The organism is Confluentibacter lentus, from assembly GCF_002806995.1.
Lineage (GTDB): Bacteria > Bacteroidota > Bacteroidia > Flavobacteriales > Flavobacteriaceae > Confluentibacter > Confluentibacter lentus.
Genome location: NZ_NIHE01000004.1, coordinates 47,346 through 67,436 on the forward strand (window position 1 = coordinate 47,346; position 20,091 = coordinate 67,436).

Annotated in this window: 19 protein-coding genes and 1 tRNA gene; 15 read left to right on the forward strand and 5 right to left on the reverse strand. The window is 34.0% G+C overall.

All coding sequences use genetic code 11. The features are described 5' to 3' along the window. The first annotated feature begins 8 nt into the window (after nt 1-8). The 6 genes from CDH50_RS09215 to CDH50_RS09240 all read left to right on the forward strand — a co-directional run bounded on the left by CDH50_RS09215 (nt 9) and on the right by CDH50_RS09240 (nt 7,172). On the forward strand, nt 9-1,175 hold the full coding sequence (locus CDH50_RS09215; protein ID WP_100611843.1) for a formimidoylglutamase: 1,167 nt from the start codon (nt 9-11) through the stop codon (nt 1,173-1,175). A 160-nt stretch (nt 1,176-1,335) separates the two neighbouring features. Further along, a complete protein-coding gene (porK, locus tag CDH50_RS09220) occupies nt 1,336-2,700 on the forward strand; it encodes a T9SS ring complex lipoprotein PorK/GldK (protein ID WP_198513474.1) in 1,365 nt (454 codons plus the stop codon). 109 nt (nt 2,701-2,809) lie between these two features. Beyond that, nucleotides 2,810-3,445, forward strand: coding sequence for a type IX secretion system motor protein PorL/GldL (gene porL, locus CDH50_RS09225; protein ID WP_100611847.1), 636 nt, complete (start codon nt 2,810-2,812; stop codon nt 3,443-3,445). A 48-nt stretch (nt 3,446-3,493) separates the two neighbouring features. Further along, nucleotides 3,494-5,053, forward strand: coding sequence for a type IX secretion system motor protein PorM/GldM (gene porM / locus CDH50_RS09230; RefSeq protein ID WP_100611848.1), 1,560 nt, complete (start codon nt 3,494-3,496; stop codon nt 5,051-5,053). Nucleotides 5,054-5,104: 51 nt separating this feature from the next. Then, complete coding sequence (gene porN / locus CDH50_RS09235) at nt 5,105-5,995, forward strand: type IX secretion system ring subunit PorN/GldN (protein ID WP_100611850.1); 891 nt, start codon at nt 5,105-5,107, stop codon at nt 5,993-5,995. Between the two features lie 130 nt (nt 5,996-6,125). Continuing rightward, nucleotides 6,126-7,172, forward strand: coding sequence for an NAD(P)/FAD-dependent oxidoreductase (locus CDH50_RS09240; RefSeq protein ID WP_100611852.1), 1,047 nt, complete (start codon nt 6,126-6,128; stop codon nt 7,170-7,172). 6 nt (nt 7,173-7,178) lie between these two features. Here CDH50_RS09240 and CDH50_RS09245 read toward each other — a convergent pair whose 3' ends face one another. Then, nucleotides 7,179-7,562 carry a DUF983 domain-containing protein gene (locus CDH50_RS09245; RefSeq protein WP_100611854.1) on the reverse strand — a complete coding sequence of 128 codons (384 nt, stop codon included), beginning with the start codon at nt 7,560-7,562 and terminating at the stop codon, nt 7,179-7,181. 79 nt (nt 7,563-7,641) lie between these two features. On the opposite strand from CDH50_RS09245, the gene CDH50_RS09250 reads away from it, so the two are divergent. Further along, the gene (locus CDH50_RS09250) at nt 7,642-9,558 is read left to right on the forward strand and encodes an ABC-F family ATP-binding cassette domain-containing protein (RefSeq protein WP_100611856.1); all 1,917 of its coding nucleotides are present in this window, start codon (nt 7,642-7,644) and stop codon (nt 9,556-9,558) included. 64 nt (nt 9,559-9,622) lie between these two features. On the opposite strand, the gene CDH50_RS09255 is transcribed toward CDH50_RS09250, so the two are convergent. From CDH50_RS09255 to CDH50_RS09265, 3 genes are read right to left on the reverse strand one after another with little or no spacing between them, the layout of a single operon-like run. After that, the gene (locus tag CDH50_RS09255) at nt 9,623-10,876 is read right to left on the reverse strand and encodes a TolC family protein (RefSeq protein ID WP_232731990.1); all 1,254 of its coding nucleotides are present in this window, start codon (nt 10,874-10,876) and stop codon (nt 9,623-9,625) included. A gap of 49 nt (nt 10,877-10,925) precedes the next feature. Beyond that, entirely contained in the window at nt 10,926-14,015 is a 3,090-nt protein-coding gene (locus CDH50_RS09260) for an efflux RND transporter permease subunit (RefSeq protein ID WP_100611860.1), read from the reverse strand. Continuing rightward, nucleotides 14,015-15,082 (reverse strand): efflux RND transporter periplasmic adaptor subunit, encoded by a 1,068-nt coding sequence (locus CDH50_RS09265; protein WP_100611863.1) that lies wholly within the window; start codon nt 15,080-15,082, stop codon nt 14,015-14,017. Before CDH50_RS09265 ends, CDH50_RS09260 begins: the two co-directional genes overlap by 1 nt. Nucleotides 15,083-15,532: 450 nt before the next feature. Here CDH50_RS09265 and CDH50_RS09270 point away from each other — a divergent pair, with 450 nt between their 5' ends. From CDH50_RS09270 to CDH50_RS09280, 3 genes are all read left to right on the forward strand, one after another. Next, nucleotides 15,533-16,363 (forward strand): Two component regulator three Y domain protein, encoded by an 831-nt coding sequence (locus CDH50_RS09270; protein ID WP_100611865.1) that lies wholly within the window; start codon nt 15,533-15,535, stop codon nt 16,361-16,363. 75 nt (nt 16,364-16,438) lie between these two features. Further along, entirely contained in the window at nt 16,439-16,618 is a 180-nt protein-coding gene (locus CDH50_RS09275) for a CPXCG motif-containing cysteine-rich protein (RefSeq protein WP_100611867.1), read from the forward strand. 122 nt (nt 16,619-16,740) lie between these two features. Continuing rightward, nucleotides 16,741-16,813: transfer RNA gene (locus CDH50_RS09280), tRNA-Met, on the forward strand. Nucleotides 16,814-16,912: 99 nt separating this feature from the next. Here CDH50_RS09280 and CDH50_RS09285 read toward each other — a convergent pair. Next, nucleotides 16,913-17,884, reverse strand: a complete 972-nt coding sequence (locus CDH50_RS09285) for a GlxA family transcriptional regulator (protein WP_100611869.1) — start codon at nt 17,882-17,884, stop codon at nt 16,913-16,915. A gap of 117 nt (nt 17,885-18,001) precedes the next feature. Here CDH50_RS09285 and CDH50_RS09290 point away from each other — a divergent pair, with 117 nt between their 5' ends. The 5 genes from CDH50_RS09290 to CDH50_RS09310 all read left to right on the forward strand — a co-directional run bounded on the left by CDH50_RS09290 (nt 18,002) and on the right by CDH50_RS09310 (nt 20,059). Next, on the forward strand, nt 18,002-18,412 hold the full coding sequence (locus CDH50_RS09290; RefSeq protein WP_100611871.1) for an SRPBCC family protein: 411 nt from the start codon (nt 18,002-18,004) through the stop codon (nt 18,410-18,412). 36 nt (nt 18,413-18,448) lie between these two features. Continuing rightward, the gene (locus CDH50_RS09295; RefSeq protein WP_100611873.1) at nt 18,449-18,874 is read left to right on the forward strand and encodes a VOC family protein; all 426 of its coding nucleotides are present in this window, start codon (nt 18,449-18,451) and stop codon (nt 18,872-18,874) included. Between the two features lie 10 nt (nt 18,875-18,884). Further along, on the forward strand, nt 18,885-19,295 hold the full coding sequence (locus CDH50_RS09300; RefSeq protein ID WP_100611875.1) for a VOC family protein: 411 nt from the start codon (nt 18,885-18,887) through the stop codon (nt 19,293-19,295). Nucleotides 19,296-19,337: 42 nt separating this feature from the next. Next, on the forward strand, nt 19,338-19,724 hold the full coding sequence (locus CDH50_RS09305) for a DoxX family protein (RefSeq protein ID WP_100611877.1): 387 nt from the start codon (nt 19,338-19,340) through the stop codon (nt 19,722-19,724). A 101-nt stretch (nt 19,725-19,825) separates the two neighbouring features. After that, nucleotides 19,826-20,059 (forward strand): hypothetical protein, encoded by a 234-nt coding sequence (locus CDH50_RS09310; protein ID WP_100611879.1) that lies wholly within the window; start codon nt 19,826-19,828, stop codon nt 20,057-20,059. Nucleotides 20,060-20,091 lie beyond the last annotated feature (32 nt).

Below are 20,091 nucleotides of genomic sequence, written 5' to 3' on the forward strand. Positions count from 1 at the left end.
AATAATTGATGAATTTTAATTTTCTTTCCCCAGTACCAGATTTTGTTTTAGCACATAATGAGTTGCTGTCGCCCCAAGCACTTGGTAGAAAGTTAAGGATACATTCCGCACAAAAAGGAATCCCCGATTTAGAAGGTGTTAATATTGCCATTCTTGGTGTTTTAGAAAACCGAAACGATATTAATTATTTAGGAGTGGATTTTAAACTGAATGAAATTCGTAAATCTTTATATGCATTATATCCTGGAAGTTGGACAACTACCATCGCGGATTTAGGAGATATCAATAAAGGAGAAAGTGTTGAAGATACTTATTTTGCTTTAAAAACTGCCATAGCTATTTTAATTAAAAAAAAGATTATACCTATTATAATAGGAGGCTCTCAAGATCTTACTTATGCTAATTATAGGGCTTATGATGATTTAATACCTATGGTAAACATCGTTAGTGTAGATTGTAGTTTCAATTTGGGAGATTCATCCAAACCCATTAAGAACAATAGTTTTGTTGGTAAAATTATTTTAGATGAACCTTATAATCTTTTTAATTATGCTAATATAGGTTACCAAACCTATTTCAACTCTCAAGAAGAAATAGATTTAATGGATAAACTTTATTTTGAATCATATAGATTAGGTCAAGTTTCAAAAGATATAACCATTGTAGAGCCAGTGATGCGTGATGCCAACATGGTAAGTATTGATTTAAATTGTGTGAAAGGTGCTGAAGTAAGTTTAAACCAAAAATTTTCACCTAATGGATTGGACGGAAAAGAAATTTGTGCCATTTCCCGTTATGCAGGTATCAGCAATAAAGTGAGTTCTATTGGTATATATGAGTATAAACCGTCAAAAGATGATGAAATAACCTCTATGCTAATTGCGCAAATAATATGGTATTTTATTGAAGGTGTTAATTTCAGGGTTAAAGATGATATATTTTTAGATGAAAATAGTTATCAAAAGTTTATAACCTTAGTAGATGCCGAAGAGTTGGTTTTCTATAAAAGTAACAAAACAGGCAGGTGGTGGATTGAAATCCCCTTTTTGTCGGATGTCAATAATAAATTAAAGAGGCATACGTTATTACCATGCATGCACCAAGATTATCTGGATGCTTGTAGCAATAAGGTGCCAAACCGTTGGTATAAGGCCTTACAAAGAAACAGTTTGTAGTGAAAATATGTACTTGGTCGACAATTTTATCGGTAAAACGACATTTTTTCACGATGAAATGTAAATTATTTAGATAAAAAGTTGTTTTTTAAAAAATATATAAATATGTTTACGCTCTCAAATTGAAGCTTAAATAATTAACCTCGAGTTTTCTATGGATATGAAGAAGTTTTTATTATTAACCACAGTAGTAACATTACTTGCCAGTTGCGGCTCTAAAGATAAAGGGGAACTGGTAGGTGTGCAAGGCAAGAAGTGGCACCCCGAAAAGCCTTATGGTATGGAATTAGTTCCTGGTGGTGCTTTTATAATGGGTAAAGCAGACGACGACCTTGCTGGTGTAAATGATGCCCCTGCAAAAACAGTAACCGTTAGAGCTTTCTATATGGACGCAACAGAAATAACAAATAGCGAGTATCGCCAATTTGTTCATTGGGTTCGGGATTCTATCATTAGATTAAAACTTGCCATTTTAGCAGATGAGGTTGGAAAGGTTCCAGGAGATGGTGGTATTGGAGAGTTTGCATTTAAAGATGCAGATACGGCCAATATGTCTGTGTATGAAAAGTATATGTTTGAAAACTATACAGGATTAGGGCCAACAGGTTATGAGGGCAGAAAAATCAATCGTGATATTAAATTGATTTTTGACACAGCAGAATATCCAGACGAATATTATACTGAGGTTATGGACACCATGTATTTAAAACTTGAAGAGTCTTATAATGGACTACGTACATGGGATGTTAAAAAATTCAAGTTTCAATATAACTACATGGATATAAAAGAAGCAGCAAGAAATAGAGGCGTAAAACGTTCAGAGGTCATCAAAAAAGAGGAAGTTGAAATATACCCAGATACAACGGTATGGATTAGGGATTTTGCATACTCTTATAACGAACCTATGCACAACGATTACTTTTGGCATGACGCTTATGGCGATTATCCTGTAGTAGGTGTTACTTGGCAGCAGGCAAAAGCTTTTTGTGAGTGGCGAACCATAAATAAAAACGCATATCAAAAATCTAGAGGAGCAGCTTTAGTAAATAATTTTAGATTGCCATCTGAAGCTGAATGGGAGTATGCTGCTAGAGGAGGACTTCAAGCTGCAACCTACCCATGGGGTGGACCTTATACGAAAAGCGATTTAGGTTGTTTTATGGCTAACTTTAAGCCTGTAAGGGGTGATTATGCTGCAGATGATGCATTATATACCGTGGAGGCGAAATCCTATGAGCCAAATGATTATAACTTATATAATATGGCAGGAAATGTTTCTGAATGGGTAAATGCTTCATACGACCCTAACTCTTACGAATATGTTTCAACAATAAACCCTAACGTAAACGATGAAAAGAATAATCGTAAAGTTGTTAGAGGAGGCTCTTGGAAAGATGTTGCGTACTATTTGCAAGTAAGCACAAGGGATTATGAGTATGGAGATTCAGCAAGAAGTTATATAGGATTTAGAACCGTTCAAGATTACATGGGGACTCAAGTAACTAAAAAAAACGGTAAAAAATAAATTTTAGTATTAAATCAAATCAATAAATAAATCAAATCAATAAATAAATCAAATCTATTAATTAACCTACTTAAGTACATGTACTTAAAATTAAAAACCGAAAATTATTATGGCACAGTCAAAAGCAAGTAAAAAGTTCATGAATATGGCTTACGGATTAGGAGCAGCAATCGTTATTATAGGCGCTCTGTTTAAAATTACTCATATGGAATTTGGATTCATCAATGGAAACCTTATGTTAACCCTTGGTCTAGTAACCGAAGCCATTATTTTTGCTATTTCAGCATTCGAACCAGTAGATAACGATTTAGATTGGTCGTTAGTATATCCAGAATTAGCTGGAGGAGAGTCAAGTAAAAAAGAAAAAGAAAATCCACAAGGGTTATTATCTAAAAAACTAGATGAATTATTAAAAGATGCTAAAATTGATGGCGAATTAATGGCTAGCCTTGGTGATAGTATTAAAAGTTTTGAAGGTGTTGCTAAAAGTATGGCACCAACGGTTGATTCTATTGCAGCTACTAAGAAATATGGTGAAGAACTTTCATTGGCAGCAGCTCAAATGGAATCATTGAATAGTTTGTATAAAGCTCAATTGGAAAGCGCAAGCCGTCAATCTTCAATAAATGCAGAATCAGTTGAAAATGCTGCTAAATTAAAAGAGCAAATGCAATCTTTAGCATCAAACTTATCGTCATTAAATGGCGTATACGGTGGTATGTTATCAGCTATGAACAGGAAGTAATTAGGGGTTTAACCCAGATCAAATAATTAACCAAAAACCCTAATTAACATGGCAGGAGGAAATTTATCACCCAGACAGAAAATGATTAATCTGATGTATTTAATATTCATAGCGATGCTAGCATTGAATATGTCGAAAGAAGTGCTTTCAGCCTTCGGATTAATGAACAAAAAAATGACTGAAACAAACCAAGCTACCGAGGCAAGAAACAATGCCTTTATAGCTGGATTAGAGACCAAAGCAACCGAGCAACCAGAGAAATACCTTAAGTTGAAATCCGATGCGGCTCAAATACACGTTTTAGCAGATAATATTGATAGCTATATTGAAGATTTAAAAAGTAAAATGGTAGCTACCGTAGATGACCCAACCGATTACGAAGTAATGGACAAAGGGGATTATTTAGATGAGCACTTTTTTAAAGGAGGTAAGCTAAAACCAGAAGGAGAAAAATTTTTAAATGAAATAGCAACATTTAGAGATGGTGTAACAAAAATACTTTCTACTATTGATGGTATGCAACCTATTGTTAAAGAAGTTAAGGAAAAGTTTAATACTGATGAAGTAAAAAACAGAGATGGTATTAAAATCGATTGGTTGGATTACCATTATAAAGGGTTCCCTTTAGTGGCATCATTAACTAAATTAACAGCATTACAGAACGATATCAAAACAACAGAATCTGAAGTATTGTCAAACATGTTACAAGGAACGCTTACAAGTGAAGTGTCTATGACAAACTATACAACTTTATTGGAAACATCGAAATCTGCTTATTTTAATGGTGAGCAATTCGATGGGCAAATCGTGTTAGGCCGTAAAGACGGTACAACAAAGCCAAATAGAGTTGAGTTAACTTTGGATGGAAGAAAACTTTCTGAAAACGAATACACTATTGAAGAAGGTAAAGTGAAATTGAAAATTGGTACAGGTGGTGTTGGAGAACATAAAATCGAAGGGAAATTAATATTTTCACAAGACGGAGAAGAAGTTGAAGTGCCAGTGAGTCAATCTTTTGCAACGGTTTCAAAACCAAATGCAGCTACTATTTCTGCCGATAAAATGAATGTGGTATATCGTGGTGTTAAAAACCCGATGACTATTTCGTTTGCTGGTATTGCAGATAATAATGTGAATGCCTCTGCTCAAGGTTTAAGCCGAGTAAGTGGTAGTAAATACATAATGGATGCCACAACAATATCAGGTAGAGAGGTTACTATTAATGTAACTGGTAAATTGGATGGAACAACAGTAAGTGATAGAGCAACATTTAGAATTAAAGATTTGCCAAAACCAACAGGTACTGTTAGAGGTGAAGATGGCTCTATTAAAATGCAACGTAACGCTCTTGAAATTTCAACTGTCGGAGCTAAATTTGATGATTTCGATTTCGAATTACCATTAAATGTTACAGGATTTAAATTTAAAGTACCTGGTCAGCCAACCATTGATGTCAATGGAAATAAACTTGATAGTAGAGCAAAAGCAGCTTTATTAAAAGCAAAACGAGGAGAAGATGTTCAAATATTTGATATTGAAGCTAAAGCTAGCGGTGTTAGTGTGATACTTAAAAAAGTATCTCCTATCATGATTGAGCTTACAAACTAAATACAAGTATGGTGCATCTGGTTAAAACCCTAAATTAAAATGTATAACAAGATGAAAATAAAGAGTTTTTTATTAACCGTTACAGCTGTTTTTACAGTGTCTGGTGCATTTGCACAAGCAAATATATTAAATGCTAAAAGCCCGGACCAAATAGGTGTAAGAACAGAAGCGCAAAAGGCAGTAGACAATGACAAACCATTAGAATATGGTTATGTTGATGACAGGGACATTCTTTTTTCTAAAATGACATGGGAGCGCATTGTTCTTGATGAGCGCGTTAATTTTCCTTTGTACTATCCAATAGATACGAATAATATTGGTAGTAATAGAAGGTCATTATACGATGTGCTTATGAAGAATATTAAAAACGGTAAAATAGCGAACATTTATGATGATTCTTATTTTTCAGCAAAAAGAACTTTAAAGGATATTGAAGCGGCTTTGGTTAAAATTGACACTACTGAACTTGGTATTGAGCAAATAAATGCCGGTGAGGAACTATCTGCAGAATATATTAACAGAAGAGATATCACTGCTGCAGATATTACAGAATATCGTATTAAAGGACTTTGGTATTTTGATAAGCGTCAAGCGGAATTAAAATACAGATTGTTAGGGATTGCTCCAGTATCAGAAGATGTTAATTTTATTGGTACAGAAAATGCAGATCTAGTAGAATTGTTTTGGATATTTTTCCCAGATGCTAGGGAAGTCCTCCATGAAGCTAAAGCATTTAATAATGAAAATAGTTCTATGCCATTCTCATTTGACCATATTTTAAATTCTAGACGTTTCAACGGCTACATCTATAAAGAAGAAAACGTACAAGGTGATAGAAAAATTAACGAATATGTCTCTGAAAATGCTTTGATGCAATTATTGGAGTCTGATAGAATTAAAGATAAAATCAGGGATTTCGAACTTGATATGTGGACTTATTAATTTTCACTTGTCTTTTTAAATAATACAAAACGCTCACCTTAGGTGGGCGTTTTTTTGTTATCCCTGAGCAGGCAGGAAATCAAAGATTAAACGGAGTTAATCCACTTTTCTAATTATATTCGCTATAATTATGAAAGTAGATTATATTATTATAGGTTGTGGTATTGCTGGTATTAGTTTTTGTGAGCAATTAAAAAAGCAACATAAAACCTTTGTTGTTTTTGATGATAACTCACAACAATCATCATCGGTTGCAGGTGGTTTGTACAATCCTGTGGTTTTAAAACGTTTTACACCCGTTTGGAAATGTAAAGAACAATTGCAAATAGCATTGGACCTTTACAAAAATTTAGAAACGGAATTCAGTATAAAACTGGATTATAAAATTCCAGTTTACAGAAAATTTGCTTCACTAGAAGAACAAAACGATTGGTTTACAGCTTCAGATAAACCAAACCTTTCAGAATATCTGTCTTCAAAAGTTATTAAAAATGATAATCCCTATATTGATGCACCTTTCGGATTTGGTGAAGTTAAGGAAACAGGCAGAATTGATGTTAAAACATTGTGTGATGTATATAAATCAAGTTTGCTAAAGCAAGGGATTCTTTTTGAAACCGCGTTTGATGATGCCTATTTAAATATTGAAGAAAACGATATTAAATATAAAAATATACAGACCAAACAATTAGTTTTTGCTGATGGTTTTGGTATTAGGCAAAATCCGTTTTTCAATCATTTGCCTTTAGTGCCCGCAAAAGGGGAGTTGTTAACTATTTATGCCCCACATTTAAACATAAATTATGTTTTAAAATCAGCTATTTTTTTAATTCCTTTAGGAAACCATTTTTATATAGTTGGCGCCACATATGAGTGGAAAGATTTAACCCATCAAATTACTGATACAGCCAAAAATGAACTTTTAAACAAATTAAAAAAGTTAATCAATTGTTCGTTCGAAGTTGTAAGCCAAGTTGCCGGTATACGTCCCACTGTAAAAGATAGACGCCCTTTGGTTGGCCAACATCCAAAACATAAAAATATATTTACACTTAACGGACTGGGAACTCGTGGTGTTATGATTGGGCCTTATGTAGCAGAACAACTATTCAATTTCATTGAATATAATCATCCTCTAGAAGCAGAAATAGATATCAAACGCTTTGAAAAAGTCTGAAACAATCTATTTTTTGCCAAGAGTTTTATCATAGCTCATGAATAGATTAATCCAAATATTTCTGGAAATTCTCAAAATGATAGGAAAAAAAATAATTAAAGTGCCTATTATGGATATGAAAACAACATCAATGCTAGCACTTAGAAAGAAAAATGAAATCACAAAAGCAGCTACAGCAAAGGCAATACCAACGCCATAACTTACATACATGGCTCCGTAAAAAAACGAAGGCTCTATTTTATATTTAGTGCCACAACAGCTACACTTTTCGTGCATAGTTAACGTTTCAGAAAGTATATAAGGGTTTTTATTAACGTACATGCATTCTGCATGACATTTAGGGCAAGCCCCCGTTATGATACTATATAGTTTAGTTCCTTTTTTTAACATAGAATTTAATGTATTTTTGCAACCGCTTAGCAAAAATAAGTTTTAATAAATAAAGCCTTGTAACTTAAGTAACATTTCTATGATGAACATTCATAATTTATCGATTTCATTTCAAGGGGAGTATCTTTTTGAAGACCTAACCTTTAAATTAGGGAATGGCGACCGAATAGGCCTCATAGGTAAAAATGGTGCGGGTAAATCTACCATGCTTAAAATTTTATCTAAGGAAATGGAGCCAGATACAGGTCAGATTGCGGCAGATAAAGAACTTAAAATCGGATTTTTAAAACAGGATATTGATTTTGTTTTGGGAAGAACGGTGCTGGAGGAAGCTTATGAGGCATTTACCGAAATTAAAGAACTGGAGGTCAGAATCCATGATATCAATACCCAACTTGCTGAGCGTACCGATTATGAAAGCGATATATACCATCAGCTTATGGTTGATATCAACGAGCTTCAGCATCAATATGAGATTTTAGGTGGTTATAATTACCAAGGGGAAACTGAAAAAATCCTTCAAGGATTGGGTTTTCAGCGTAAAGATTTCAATAAGTTAACTGATACCTTTTCGGGTGGATGGCGTATGCGTATTGAGTTAGCGAAACTGCTTCTTCAAAATAATGATATTTTATTGTTGGATGAGCCTACAAACCATTTGGATATAGAATCTATTATTTGGCTCGAAGGGTTTTTGAAAAATTATGCGGGTGCGGTAGTGATTGTATCGCACGATAAAATGTTTTTGGATAATGTAACCAACAGGACTATTGAAATTTCTTTAGGTAGAATTTATGATTATCCAAAGCCGTATACTAAATACTTGGTATTACGAGAAGAACTTAGAACACAGCAGTTAGCGTCACAAAAAAACCAACAAAAGCAGATAGAACATACCGAAAAGCTTATAGAAAAGTTTAGAGCCAAAGCATCAAAAGCAACGATGGCACAATCACTTATTAAAAAGTTGGATAAAATTGATAGAATTGAAGTCGATGAAGATGATAATAGTGTGATGACGCTTAATTTCCCAGTATCTATAACGCCTGGAAAAATAATAGTGGAGGCAGAAAAAGTATCCAAACATTACGGACATAATCAGGTTTTAAAGAATATCGATTTGCTTGTGGAACGTGATAGCAAAATTGCTTTTGTAGGTCAGAATGGTCAAGGAAAATCTACGCTTGCAAAAATTATTGTTGGAGATTTAAAGCACGATGGGCATTTAAAGTTAGGACACAATGTTCAAATAGGTTATTTTGCCCAAAACCAAGCAGAGTATTTAGATGGTAATAAAACCGTTTTAGACACTATGATTGATGCTGCTAATGAAACCAATAGAAGCAAAGTTCGGGATATTTTAGGCTCTTTTTTATTTAGGGGCGATGAGGCCGAAAAATATGTAAGGGTCTTGTCTGGTGGTGAGCGTAACCGATTGGCGTTAGCGAAATTGATGTTGCAACCGTTTAATGTTTTGGTGATGGATGAGCCAACGAATCACTTAGATATTAAGTCTAAAAATGTTTTAAAAGAAGCATTGAAACGTTTTGGAGGTACGTTGATTTTAGTTTCCCATGACCGAGATTTTCTTCAAGGTTTAACAAAAACCGTATTCGAATTTAAAGACCATAAAATAAAGGAATATTTAGGCGATATTGACTATTACTTAGAACAGCGTAAAGTAGATAGCCTAAGGGAAGTTGAAAAACGTACAGTCGTTAAGGAAACTCCCAAAGAAAAAAAGCAACAATCTTACGAAGACCAAAAAAAATTAAAGTCTTTAAATAATAAATTAAGTAGTATTGAAGCTGAAATAAGTCAGTTAGAAAAAGACATAAAAGCCATTGATTTGTCTCTAGAAATTAATTACGAAGAGGTAACAAAGCAGCCCCATTTTTTTGATAACTATCAAAAAAAGAAATCTAAATTGAAGGATTCTATGCAGAAATGGGAAGATATTCAACTAGAAATTGAACAATATTCAAACGAATTATAATAATTTAATACTGTTTATTATTGTAGTTAAAATAAACAGTATTATTTTTTACCTTCAATGAATATTATAGCGACAAATTACCAGCAAGCTGTTTTAAAGTAATCTCAGATAATTTGGCTTGATATTTGGCTGCACTTAACCGCAATTTAGCATTGATATAATTAAGTTGCGCTGTTCTAAATTCTATAGTTGGAATGGTGCCAATATTGTATTTAGCCAAGGTTATGTCAAGATTTTCTCTAGCTATTTCTTCATTATCAGCTTCCAAATCAACCAAGCCGACATTGGTAAGATAGGTTTGAAACGCTGTATTTAATTGTGCTTTTATGGTTTGGGTTTGTTGCTCAATAGCAATGGCTGAATTGTCTAGTTGCATTTTTGCGATTTTCTCATTCCTATTTTGATTGGACCCATTAAAAATATCTACACTAGCTGAAAAACCATAGTTCCAACCTCTCGAATTATTGAGTCTGGCAAAACCCAAAGTAGATTCAGAATCACTAAAATTATAGCCTGTGTTTGCCGTAATGGTTGGGTAACGATTGCCTTTTATTTGCTTCAATTCCAATTCCGCTATACGTTTGTTGATGAGTTGCGCTTGTAACTCCGGATTTTGTTTGGTGGCAAGCATTTCTAAATCAGTTAGCACTAAATTATCATTAATTAGTACATCATCATCAACCTTAAAATCAATTTTTGTATCTCTTGCTAGAATTTCATTGAGCCTAATTTTTGCATTGGCATAAAGTTCTTTCTGTCTTAAAAATAATGTTCTATCTGTATTGAGATCTACTTGGGCATTAAGTACTTCCAATTTAGATGCTTTTCCAATACTAAATCTATTATCAGCAAGGTCAACACGCTGTTGCGAAATCACTATAGTGCTATCCAAAGCAGTTAATTGTTGTTGTTGTTGTACCAAATCATAATACGTAATCATGACGTCGCTAACGCGATTCAATATGGTACTTTTCAGTTCTGCTTCCCCTAATTTCTTAAGTTCTTTCAACTGGTCATAACGTGCAAACATGCTAAGGCCATCAAAAATGGTCCAATCTAAACCTACACCATAACTTTTGTTATTATTTTTAGCTCCATCAAGTTCTATTTCTGTACCATCCGCACGTACTTGCGAGCTAGATTGTGTGCTATTATTTGTACTTGCAGAAGCGAAAACTCTAGGTAATATACCAGCAAATCCAAGACTTACAGAAAGTGAATCCATGTCTAAATTATTACTAGCTAAACGGATTTCATAATTGTTTTTCAAAGCTATTTGTACCGCTTCATCTAGCGTTAGCAAATCTTGAGAATTCATCTGTAAAGACAAAAAACCAAGGCATAAACTCAGGCAAATTTTCAAAATATTACGCCTTTTCATAACTATCAATTTTATCAAATTCAGGACGGTGTTTTTTCTCCCGAGACCACATCAAGTAAATAGCAGGAATGACGAATAAGGTCAATACCAATGAAAACATGGTACCGCCTATAATAACAACTCCCATGCCTATGCGGCTTGTGGATGCTGCTCCTAGCGACAATGCAATTGGCAATGCCCCTAATGCAATAGTTAAACTTGTCATTAAGATGGGTCTAAGTCTGGATTCTGCCGCTTTTAATATGGCCTCATGTTTTGGCATGCCTTCTTCACGTAATTGATTGGCGAATTCTACTATTAAAATTCCGTTTTTAGTCACTAATCCAATCAGCATGATAGTCCCAATTTGACTAAAAATATTCCAAGTTTGTCCGAATAACCACAATGAAAATAAGGCACCGGCAACCGCCATTGGAACGGTTAAAATAATCACAAACGGATCAATAAAGCTTTCAAACTGTGCTGCTAAAATGAGGAAAATAAGTAGTAACGCCAATCCGAAAGCAAATAAGGTATTAGAGCTACTTTCCACAAAATCCCGGGATTCTCCACCTAAATCGGTTGTAAAAGAATCGTCCAATACTTTTTCTTTTATAGTTTCCATCGCTTCAATACCATCATTCATACTCATGCCAGGTGCTAAACTTGCTGAAACCGTAGCCGACATATAACGGTTGTTGTGATATAATTGCGGCGGACTGCTCTGTTCTTCTGTCGTCACTAGATTATCCATTTGAATGAGTTGTCCAGCATCATTTTTAACAAATATGGATTTCAAATCCATGGGTGTATCTCTGTCCTTCTTATCAAATTGCCCAATTACTTGGTATTGTTTGCCATTCATCATAAAATAGCCAAAACGCTGTCCACTCAGCGATAATTGTAACGTTTGTGCCACATCCAAAACGGAGACACCTAGACTTTTAGCTTTTTCACGATCAATAGTCACGTAGATTTCAGGTTTGTTGAATTTTAAATCGAGGTCTGTATTTGCAAAAACAGGATTACTTTCTGCCTCTGCCATAAATTCAGGGATTTTCTCTTTTAATTTTTCAAAATTAGGAGCTTGAATGATATATTGTATAGGCATACCACCACGACGATTTACGGCAATAGTTGGCGTTTGGGAAACATTCGCACGTACATTTTCTATACTTTTTGTCCATCTGGTCAAATCTTCTGCAATTTCATGTTGTGTACGCTCACGCTCACTGGGGTCGACTAAAGAAATATTTGCACGCCCACTATTAACAGATGAAGAGCCAAATCCTGGAGAAGTGATAATCAAACTTACCTTTTTTTCAGGAATCGAATCATTTATTAACTCTGTCAATTCACCCATGAATCGATCCATATAGTCATAGGAAGCACCTTCTGGGGCGGTTACACTGACATTTAAAGAACTCCGGTCATCATAAGGTGCCGTTTCCTTTTTAAGTAAACTAAAAAACAGCCCAATCATAACTAAGCAGACAACCAATATTGGGAAACTCAACCATTTTTTCTTCAAGAAATCACGTAGAGAACTAGCGTATATGGTATTCATTTTTACAAAATAACGTTCTGTTACTTCATAAAATTTTGAATGCTTTTGTTTGCCTGGTTTCATTAAATAAGCGTTTAACATGGGAGTTAACGACAAAGACACAAATGCTGAAATTAATACGGCTGCTCCAATAACGATGCCGAATTCCCTAAACAAGCGTCCCACAAAACCTTCGAGAAAAATTACGGGAAGAAATACGGCCGCCAATGTTATGGATATGGAAATAACAGCAAAGAAAATCTCGTTAGAGCCTTTTATGGCTGCTTCAATAGGTGTCATACCTTCTTCCACTTTTTTATAAATGTTTTCAGTCACTACAATACCATCATCAACCACCAAACCTGTGGCCAATACAATAGCAAGAAGTGTGAGGACATTTATAGAAAAACCAAATATCCACATGATGAAAAACGTAGCAATCAAAGACACGGGTATATCAATGAGTGGGCGCATTGCTATGGACCAGTTTCTAAAGAAAAAGAAGATGACCAAAACCACCAATACAATGGAAATAGCCAATGTTTCTACCACTTCAGTAATAGCACGTCTTACAAAAAGCGTATCATCAATAACAATGTTTAGTTTAAAATCTTTGGGTAAATCTCTTTTGAGTCTCTCAAATTCCTCATAAAAAGCATCTGCGATAGCAATATAATTAGCGCCAGGTTGTGGTATAACACCCATTGAAACCATGGGTTGTCCAGAATCGCTTAACTTGGTTTCCATATTTTCGGCTTCCAATGTGGCATTCCCAACATCGCTAAAACGGACAACTTTTTCACCTTCGGCGAAAATAATGATGTTGTTAAATTCTTCTTGAGTAGAAAGATTACCAATGGTTTTAACTGTCAATTCCGTATTGGCGCCTGTTAATTTTCCAGAAGGCAATTCTACATTTTGAGATAACAAAGCCTGTCTAACATCGGCCACAGTTACACCATATGATGCCAATTTTATAGGATCAATCCATAAGCGCATGGCATATTTGCGCAGTCCCCAAATTTGTACACTACTTACTCCGGGAATGGTTTGAAGGCGTTGTGCCAATACATTGTCGGCATAGTCAGAAAGTTCTAAAGTATTTTTATTATCACTTTGAACGGTCATGGAAATAATCGCTCTGGAATCGGCATCAGCTTTTGAAACAACTGGCGGTGCATCTAGATCTTGAGGTAAACTTCTGGAAGCTTGAGATACTTTATCCCGCACATCATTAGCCGCTTCCTCTAAATTTTTATCGAGGTTAAATTCGATATTTATTCTACTAGAACCTTGGTTACTTTGTGATGTAATATTTCGAATGCCATCAATACCATTTAGTGCTTTTTCAAGAGGTTCTGTAATTTGTGATTCAATAATATCAGAATTGGCGCCTGAATAATTGGTGCTTACAGAAATTTGAGCAGGATCTATAGACGGAAATTCTCTAACACCAAGATATGTAAAGCCAATAATACCAAATAGCATGATGGCCAAATTCATGACAATGGTAAGAACAGGCCTTTTGATACTTAGGGTTGATAGACTCATTAGTTTGAGGATTTTTTTAGATTGACCTTAACAGGAGTTCCATTTTTAAGAGACATAACACCAGATGTTAAAATGGTGTCACCAGCTTTAATTCCTGAAAGGATTCTTATCAAACTATTTGTACGAGTACCGGTTTCTACCTTAACTTCTTCTGCTTTGCCGTTTTTAGAAACAAAGATGATTTTCCCATTTTGAATAGGAATCAATGCCTCTGTAGGAACCATTAATGCCTCGTTTACAGTTTCTAATGGCAATATAACATTGGCAAACGCCCCAGGATATAATTTGCCGTCTTTATTATCGGCAATAGCTCTTATTTTTAATGTTCTTGTAGCAATATCAACTTGAGGTTCCATAGCGTATATAGTTGCCACATGTTGTTCTTTGGAATCAGACGTCGTAAAAGTTAGTGAATTGCCAACTTTAATGTTAGAAACATATTTTTCCGGAATTGAAAAAGTGATTTTTATTTGACTAGTATTAACCAATTTTGCAATAGGTGTTTCTGGTGTTACGAAAGAGCCTTTTGAAATGGAACGTAACCCAATAGTGCCTGAAAAAGGGGCTCTGATGGTGGTCTTGTATAATTGAGCAGCAATTAAATCTGATTCTGCGCGCGCAGATTCAAAATCGGCATTGGAAATATCAAATTCCTCTTGACTAATGGCTTGTTTTTCTAGTAATAATTTTGCCCTTCTCTGATTTTCAGAAGCCAATTGTTGTGCCGTTCTTGCTTTAGATAATTGTGCACGAAGTTCAATGTCATTCACTCGAAGCAACACTTGATTTTTAGATACTTTAGCACCTTCTTCAAAATTAATACTTTCTACAACGCCTGCAATTTCGCTTCTAATATTAATTTCTTCATTAGATTCCAAGGTTCCTGAAAGTGAAAGATTATCGTCAAATTTTTGAGGTTTTAAGACTTCACCTTCTACACTCATTACAGGTGCCGCTTTCTTAAAATTTCCTTGGCTGTTGGCTTTTTTATTTTCAGTAACCCTGTAGATGATTAGGGCAACTATTCCGATAATAATAACGGTGTAAATTAGATATCTTTTTTTCATTAAAGTTGGCGGTTATCGCATGTTAATTAAGCATACAATTTTTACAAAGCTACTTGTTATCAGTCAAAAAAATTACAACTTAATTTTTATTTAACAGAATTTTAGATGTTTTCTTTAAAATCATTCCTAATGGAGTTATGGAGAGTGTTTTTAAATGCTTTTATTGTTAAAAATGGATAAAATAAATTCTGATTTTAGCCTTATTTAATTTCTTATAAATTTTTAAATTGATATAAAATTGTCACAATAATGAGTTTCAAACTTAACATGATAGGTTTAACCTCTAGTGTTTTTTTATTATTCTATATGAGTAACTATGTCGTTCATCGGAAATTAAGTAGTTCGTCGATTGTCAAATGTTAAAAAAAAACGCGTTTCATCGAATAAAATAGTTTTTAATCTGCTTTAAGGCTAATTTCGTGAGAGAATTAATCCCAAATCAATTCGAACATGAAAACTATAAAACTACTTTTAATCTGCTTTTTTGTTACAGCATACTCTTTCGCAGATATTTCCTCAACTGAAAAGGATGCCTTAATGGCACTATACAATGATACAAATGGCAGTAATTGGAATGCTACCTGGGATTTAAACAAGTCTGTAGATACTTGGTACGGAATCAAAATAGAAAACGATAAGATAGTTGAGATTAATTTACCTTTTAATAATCTTGAAGGTAAGTTGCCTGAAGAAATAGGTAGTTTATTATCTTTAAGAGTATTAAATTTTGGATTTAATAAAATAAGTGGCACGATACCAACTTCTATTAAAAATCTAAAAGAGTTAACCTCTTTAGAACTATTCATGAATAAGTTAGAAGGAACGATACCTTCTGAATTAGGTGAACTAAAAAAATTAGAATCATTAAAATTATATAGTAATAACCTTACAGGTGAAATACCATCTGAATTAATGGGGTTAATCAATTTAAAAGAACTTTTATTAGGAAGCAATTTTTTAACAGGAACCATTCCAAACGAAATTCATCAATTAAGTAAGTTGGAAAAGTTAAGTTTGATGGATAATAAATTAGAAGGTGAAATACCAGTAGAAATTGCACAATTAGGCCAATTGGAAGAATTGGTGTTATCTAGCAACAAATTAACAGGTGATTTACCAATGGAATTTATAAACTTGAAAAATTTGAATACCATTATGGTAAGTGATAATAATTTGAATCAAGAATATATTAGTGTTTCAGGTAAAAATCCGCCAAGTATCATTCAATTAGAAATGCATGGACAAAATGCTACGGCCATCATGGATATTGAAAAAGAATAGTTTTAGTTAGAATTTCTTAAATCTTAAAGAGAGGTTGTATTTAAATACAGCCTCTTTTTTTTATAATTTTATGGGATGATAGAACATTATTTTAGTTGTCCGTATTGTTGGGAAAGCATTTCTATGCTATTGGATTCTTCTATTTCAAAACAATCCTATATTGAAGATTGTGAAGTGTGTTGCAACCCAATACAAGTTACAGTTGAATTTTTCGACATGGAACTTATAGATTTTCAGGCGGATAGTGTTGAGTAATAATATTTTTAAATATAATCATTGTAAAAATTAAAAAGGATTGTATATTTGCAGTCCAATACAGTTTTGTCGGCATTATGAACCGAAAGTTAAAAGCTAAGCAAATTGTTTTGAGATTAAATCGCGGGATAGAGCAGTAGGTAGCTCGTCGGGCTCATAACCCGAAGGTCACTGGTTCGAGTCCAGTTCCCGCTACTAACAAAGACAAGGCTTTCGAAAAATCGAGAGCCTTTTTTTTATTCTGCATAGTAAAGGATAATGCGATTTTTGTATTTGGTTCTTTTATATTTAAACTCAAATATTCTTACTGTATTTATTTCTATATTCAATAGGGGTTAAACCTGTTATTTTTTTAAAAACAGTGCGAAAGGCCTTTGTGTCGGTATAACCAACATCAAACATAACTTCAGAGATATTTTTTCTGGTACACTCAAAACTGCGTTTGGCAGCTTCTATTTTCACACGCTGGTGGTATTGAATAATGGTATTGTCTGTGGCTTGTTTAAAACGACGTTCTAAACTTCTGCGGCTCACTGCTACCATGGTTGACATATCATCAACCGTTATCTTTTCTTGATAATTGGCTTCAATATATTCTTGCACCTTTTTAACTTCAACATCATTGTGATTTTTTTGTCCGCTAAACATCATAAAAGCAGATTGATTTTCCCTGTCAATGTCAATAGCAAAATATTTTGAAGCCAATATAGCGGTATCCCTATTAGTATATTTTTCCAATAAATAAAGTAATAAATTCCAATATGAGTTAGCTCCACCACTGGAATAAATACCATTTTCTTCAGTAATGATACTTCCATCCATAATATCAACATCAGGAAAAGTTTCCTTAAATTCATTATAAAAAGCCCAATGTGTAGAACATTTTTTTCCATTTAAAATACCTGTGGAGGCCAATAAAAATGCACCTACACACAGTGAAGCTACTTCTGCTCCCTTATTATAATGATTTAATATCCAAGGTATGGCATCGCGGTTTAAATCTACCGCAGTTTTCATATTACCAAAAAGCGCAGGGATGATGATGAGATCGGTTTCTATAGCATCATTCAATATATAATCGGTATGTACAGAAAACAAGCCATTGTTAAATTTTACTTCATGGTTTAATCCAACAAGATTAACTTCAAAAAGAGGTTGCTCTCCATTGGCTTGCAAAAATTGGTTGGCAACCGAAAACATATATTGCGGATCTGCAACTGCTTCAATAACAGCAGACTCTGGTACTAAAATGGATACTTTCTTCATATTCCAAATGTAATAAATCCATTTGTCGTAATCAACCCTTTTGATAGCCGTTATTGCACACTGTTAGAAAATTATATGTTTCCGAAATTTGTAAGAGAACAATTAAACTAATAAAAAATGGAACGGATAACAATTAAAGCAAATGTAAAATCATCAGCGAAAAAGGTTTGGGAATTATGGACAAATCCTAAACATATTGTAAAATGGAACACAGCATCTGAAGATTGGCATACACCTCGTGCAGAAAACGATTTAAGGGTTGGCGGGCAATTCTTGTCTAGAATGGAAGCTAAAGATGGTAGTTTTGGTTTTGATTTTATAGGAATTTATGATGAAGTTGAACCATTAAAAAGAATAGCTTATACCATGGAAGATGGACGTAAAGCTGAAATCGATTTTAAGGAGAATCAGGAAAGTGTTGAAATTATTACCGTTTTTGATGCAGAATCACAAAACCCTATCGATATGCAACGAACCGGTTGGCAAGCGATTTTGGATAATTTCAAAATTTATGCAGAAAGTAATTAGATAATAGAAATTTGGCATAGACCTAAAAAATATAAAATGAAAAATCTAATATACCCATGCCTTTGGTTTGATAACCAAGCAAAAGAAGCTGCAGAATTTTATTGCCGTATTTTTCCTAATTCAAGAATTATTTTTGAAAGTCCCATGGTAGTTCAATTTGAACTTAACAGACACCGATTTATGGGCTTAAATGGTGGGCCACAATTTAAGCACAGTGAAGCCGTCTCGTTTGTGATTGAATGTAAAGACCAACAGGAAATTGATCATTATTGGAACAATCTCATTGCAGATGGCGGACAAGAAAGCATGTGCGGATGGTGCAAAGATAAATTTGGCGTGTCGTGGCAAGTAGTTCCTACTGTTTTAGGCGTCTTAATGCGTGACCCAGAAAAATCTAAAAAAGTATTTGAAGTTGTAATGACCATGCGGAAATTGGATGTGCAAACCATATTAAATGCTTAACAGTTAATTTATGTCAGCACAAATTCAATCATATTTAACTTTTAAAGGCAATTGTAGGGAAGCCATGATGTTTTATAAATCGTGCTTTGGTGGGGAACTCACCTTACAAACCATTGGAGATTCTCCGCTCTCTGATAAAATGCCAAAAAAAATGAAAGATTGCATTCTTCATGCGACACTTATAAATGATGCTCTTATACTGATGGGAACAGATATGGTGTCATCTCAAGGACTTATAAAAGGGAATAATGTTTCACTTTCGTTAAAGTGCATGAGTCTGGAACAGATTGAAATATATTTTGAAAAATTGTCGGAAGGCGGGAAGGTTGAGCATCCTTTGGAACATAGTTTTTGGGGAGCTTTATTTGGAGATCTTACCGATAAATATGGCAACCATTGGCTGCTGAGTTATGAGCAATAGATTTTTATATTTTTAAATTAGTATTAAGCAACGCATATACAAATGAAAACAACAATAACAAACAAAATCATTTTTTGGACGGCAACCATTATCATCTTTTTATTTGAAGGTGTTATGCCGGCATTCACATCACAAACCGAATTGGCAAAAGAAGGTATCCGTCATTTAGGGTATCCAGAATATTTTGGGAATACCTTGGTAGTATTTAAAGTGCTAGGTGCTTTGGCTTTGGTCATTCCGCAAGTGCCAAATCGAATTAAAGAGTGGGCGTATGCTGGTTTTACATTCGATTTTATATTTGCAAGTATCAGTCATTACGCGGTGGACGGATTCGATTTTCAAACCATTTTCCCATTAATTATACTAACCATATTAATGGTTTCTTATATCTATTTTCATAAACTGAAAGCCACAACTTTAAGAGCGTAGTAAAATAGCTTAAAAAATTTTGTAATGGAACGCAACTAAATGTAGTTTTTAGCATCTGTACGTATATTCTCTTTGGTAACATCAATTGAATTATTTCTAGAATGGTAGAAGTTTTTAAGACCAACATCACAAAGCAAAAGCAATCAAAACAGATTCTTGAGAAACTAGCTGAAACGTTTCCCAAATACAAAATCAACTTCGATTTGGAAGATTGCGATAACATTTTGCGAATTGAAAATCCCATTGGGGAAGTTCATAATGATCAAGTTATTCAATTAATTAGTGATGTTGGTTTTTGTATTGAACCGTTAAGAGAGGAGTTTTCTAATGATTGAATTTTTGATAACACCATAAAATAACTTCAAAT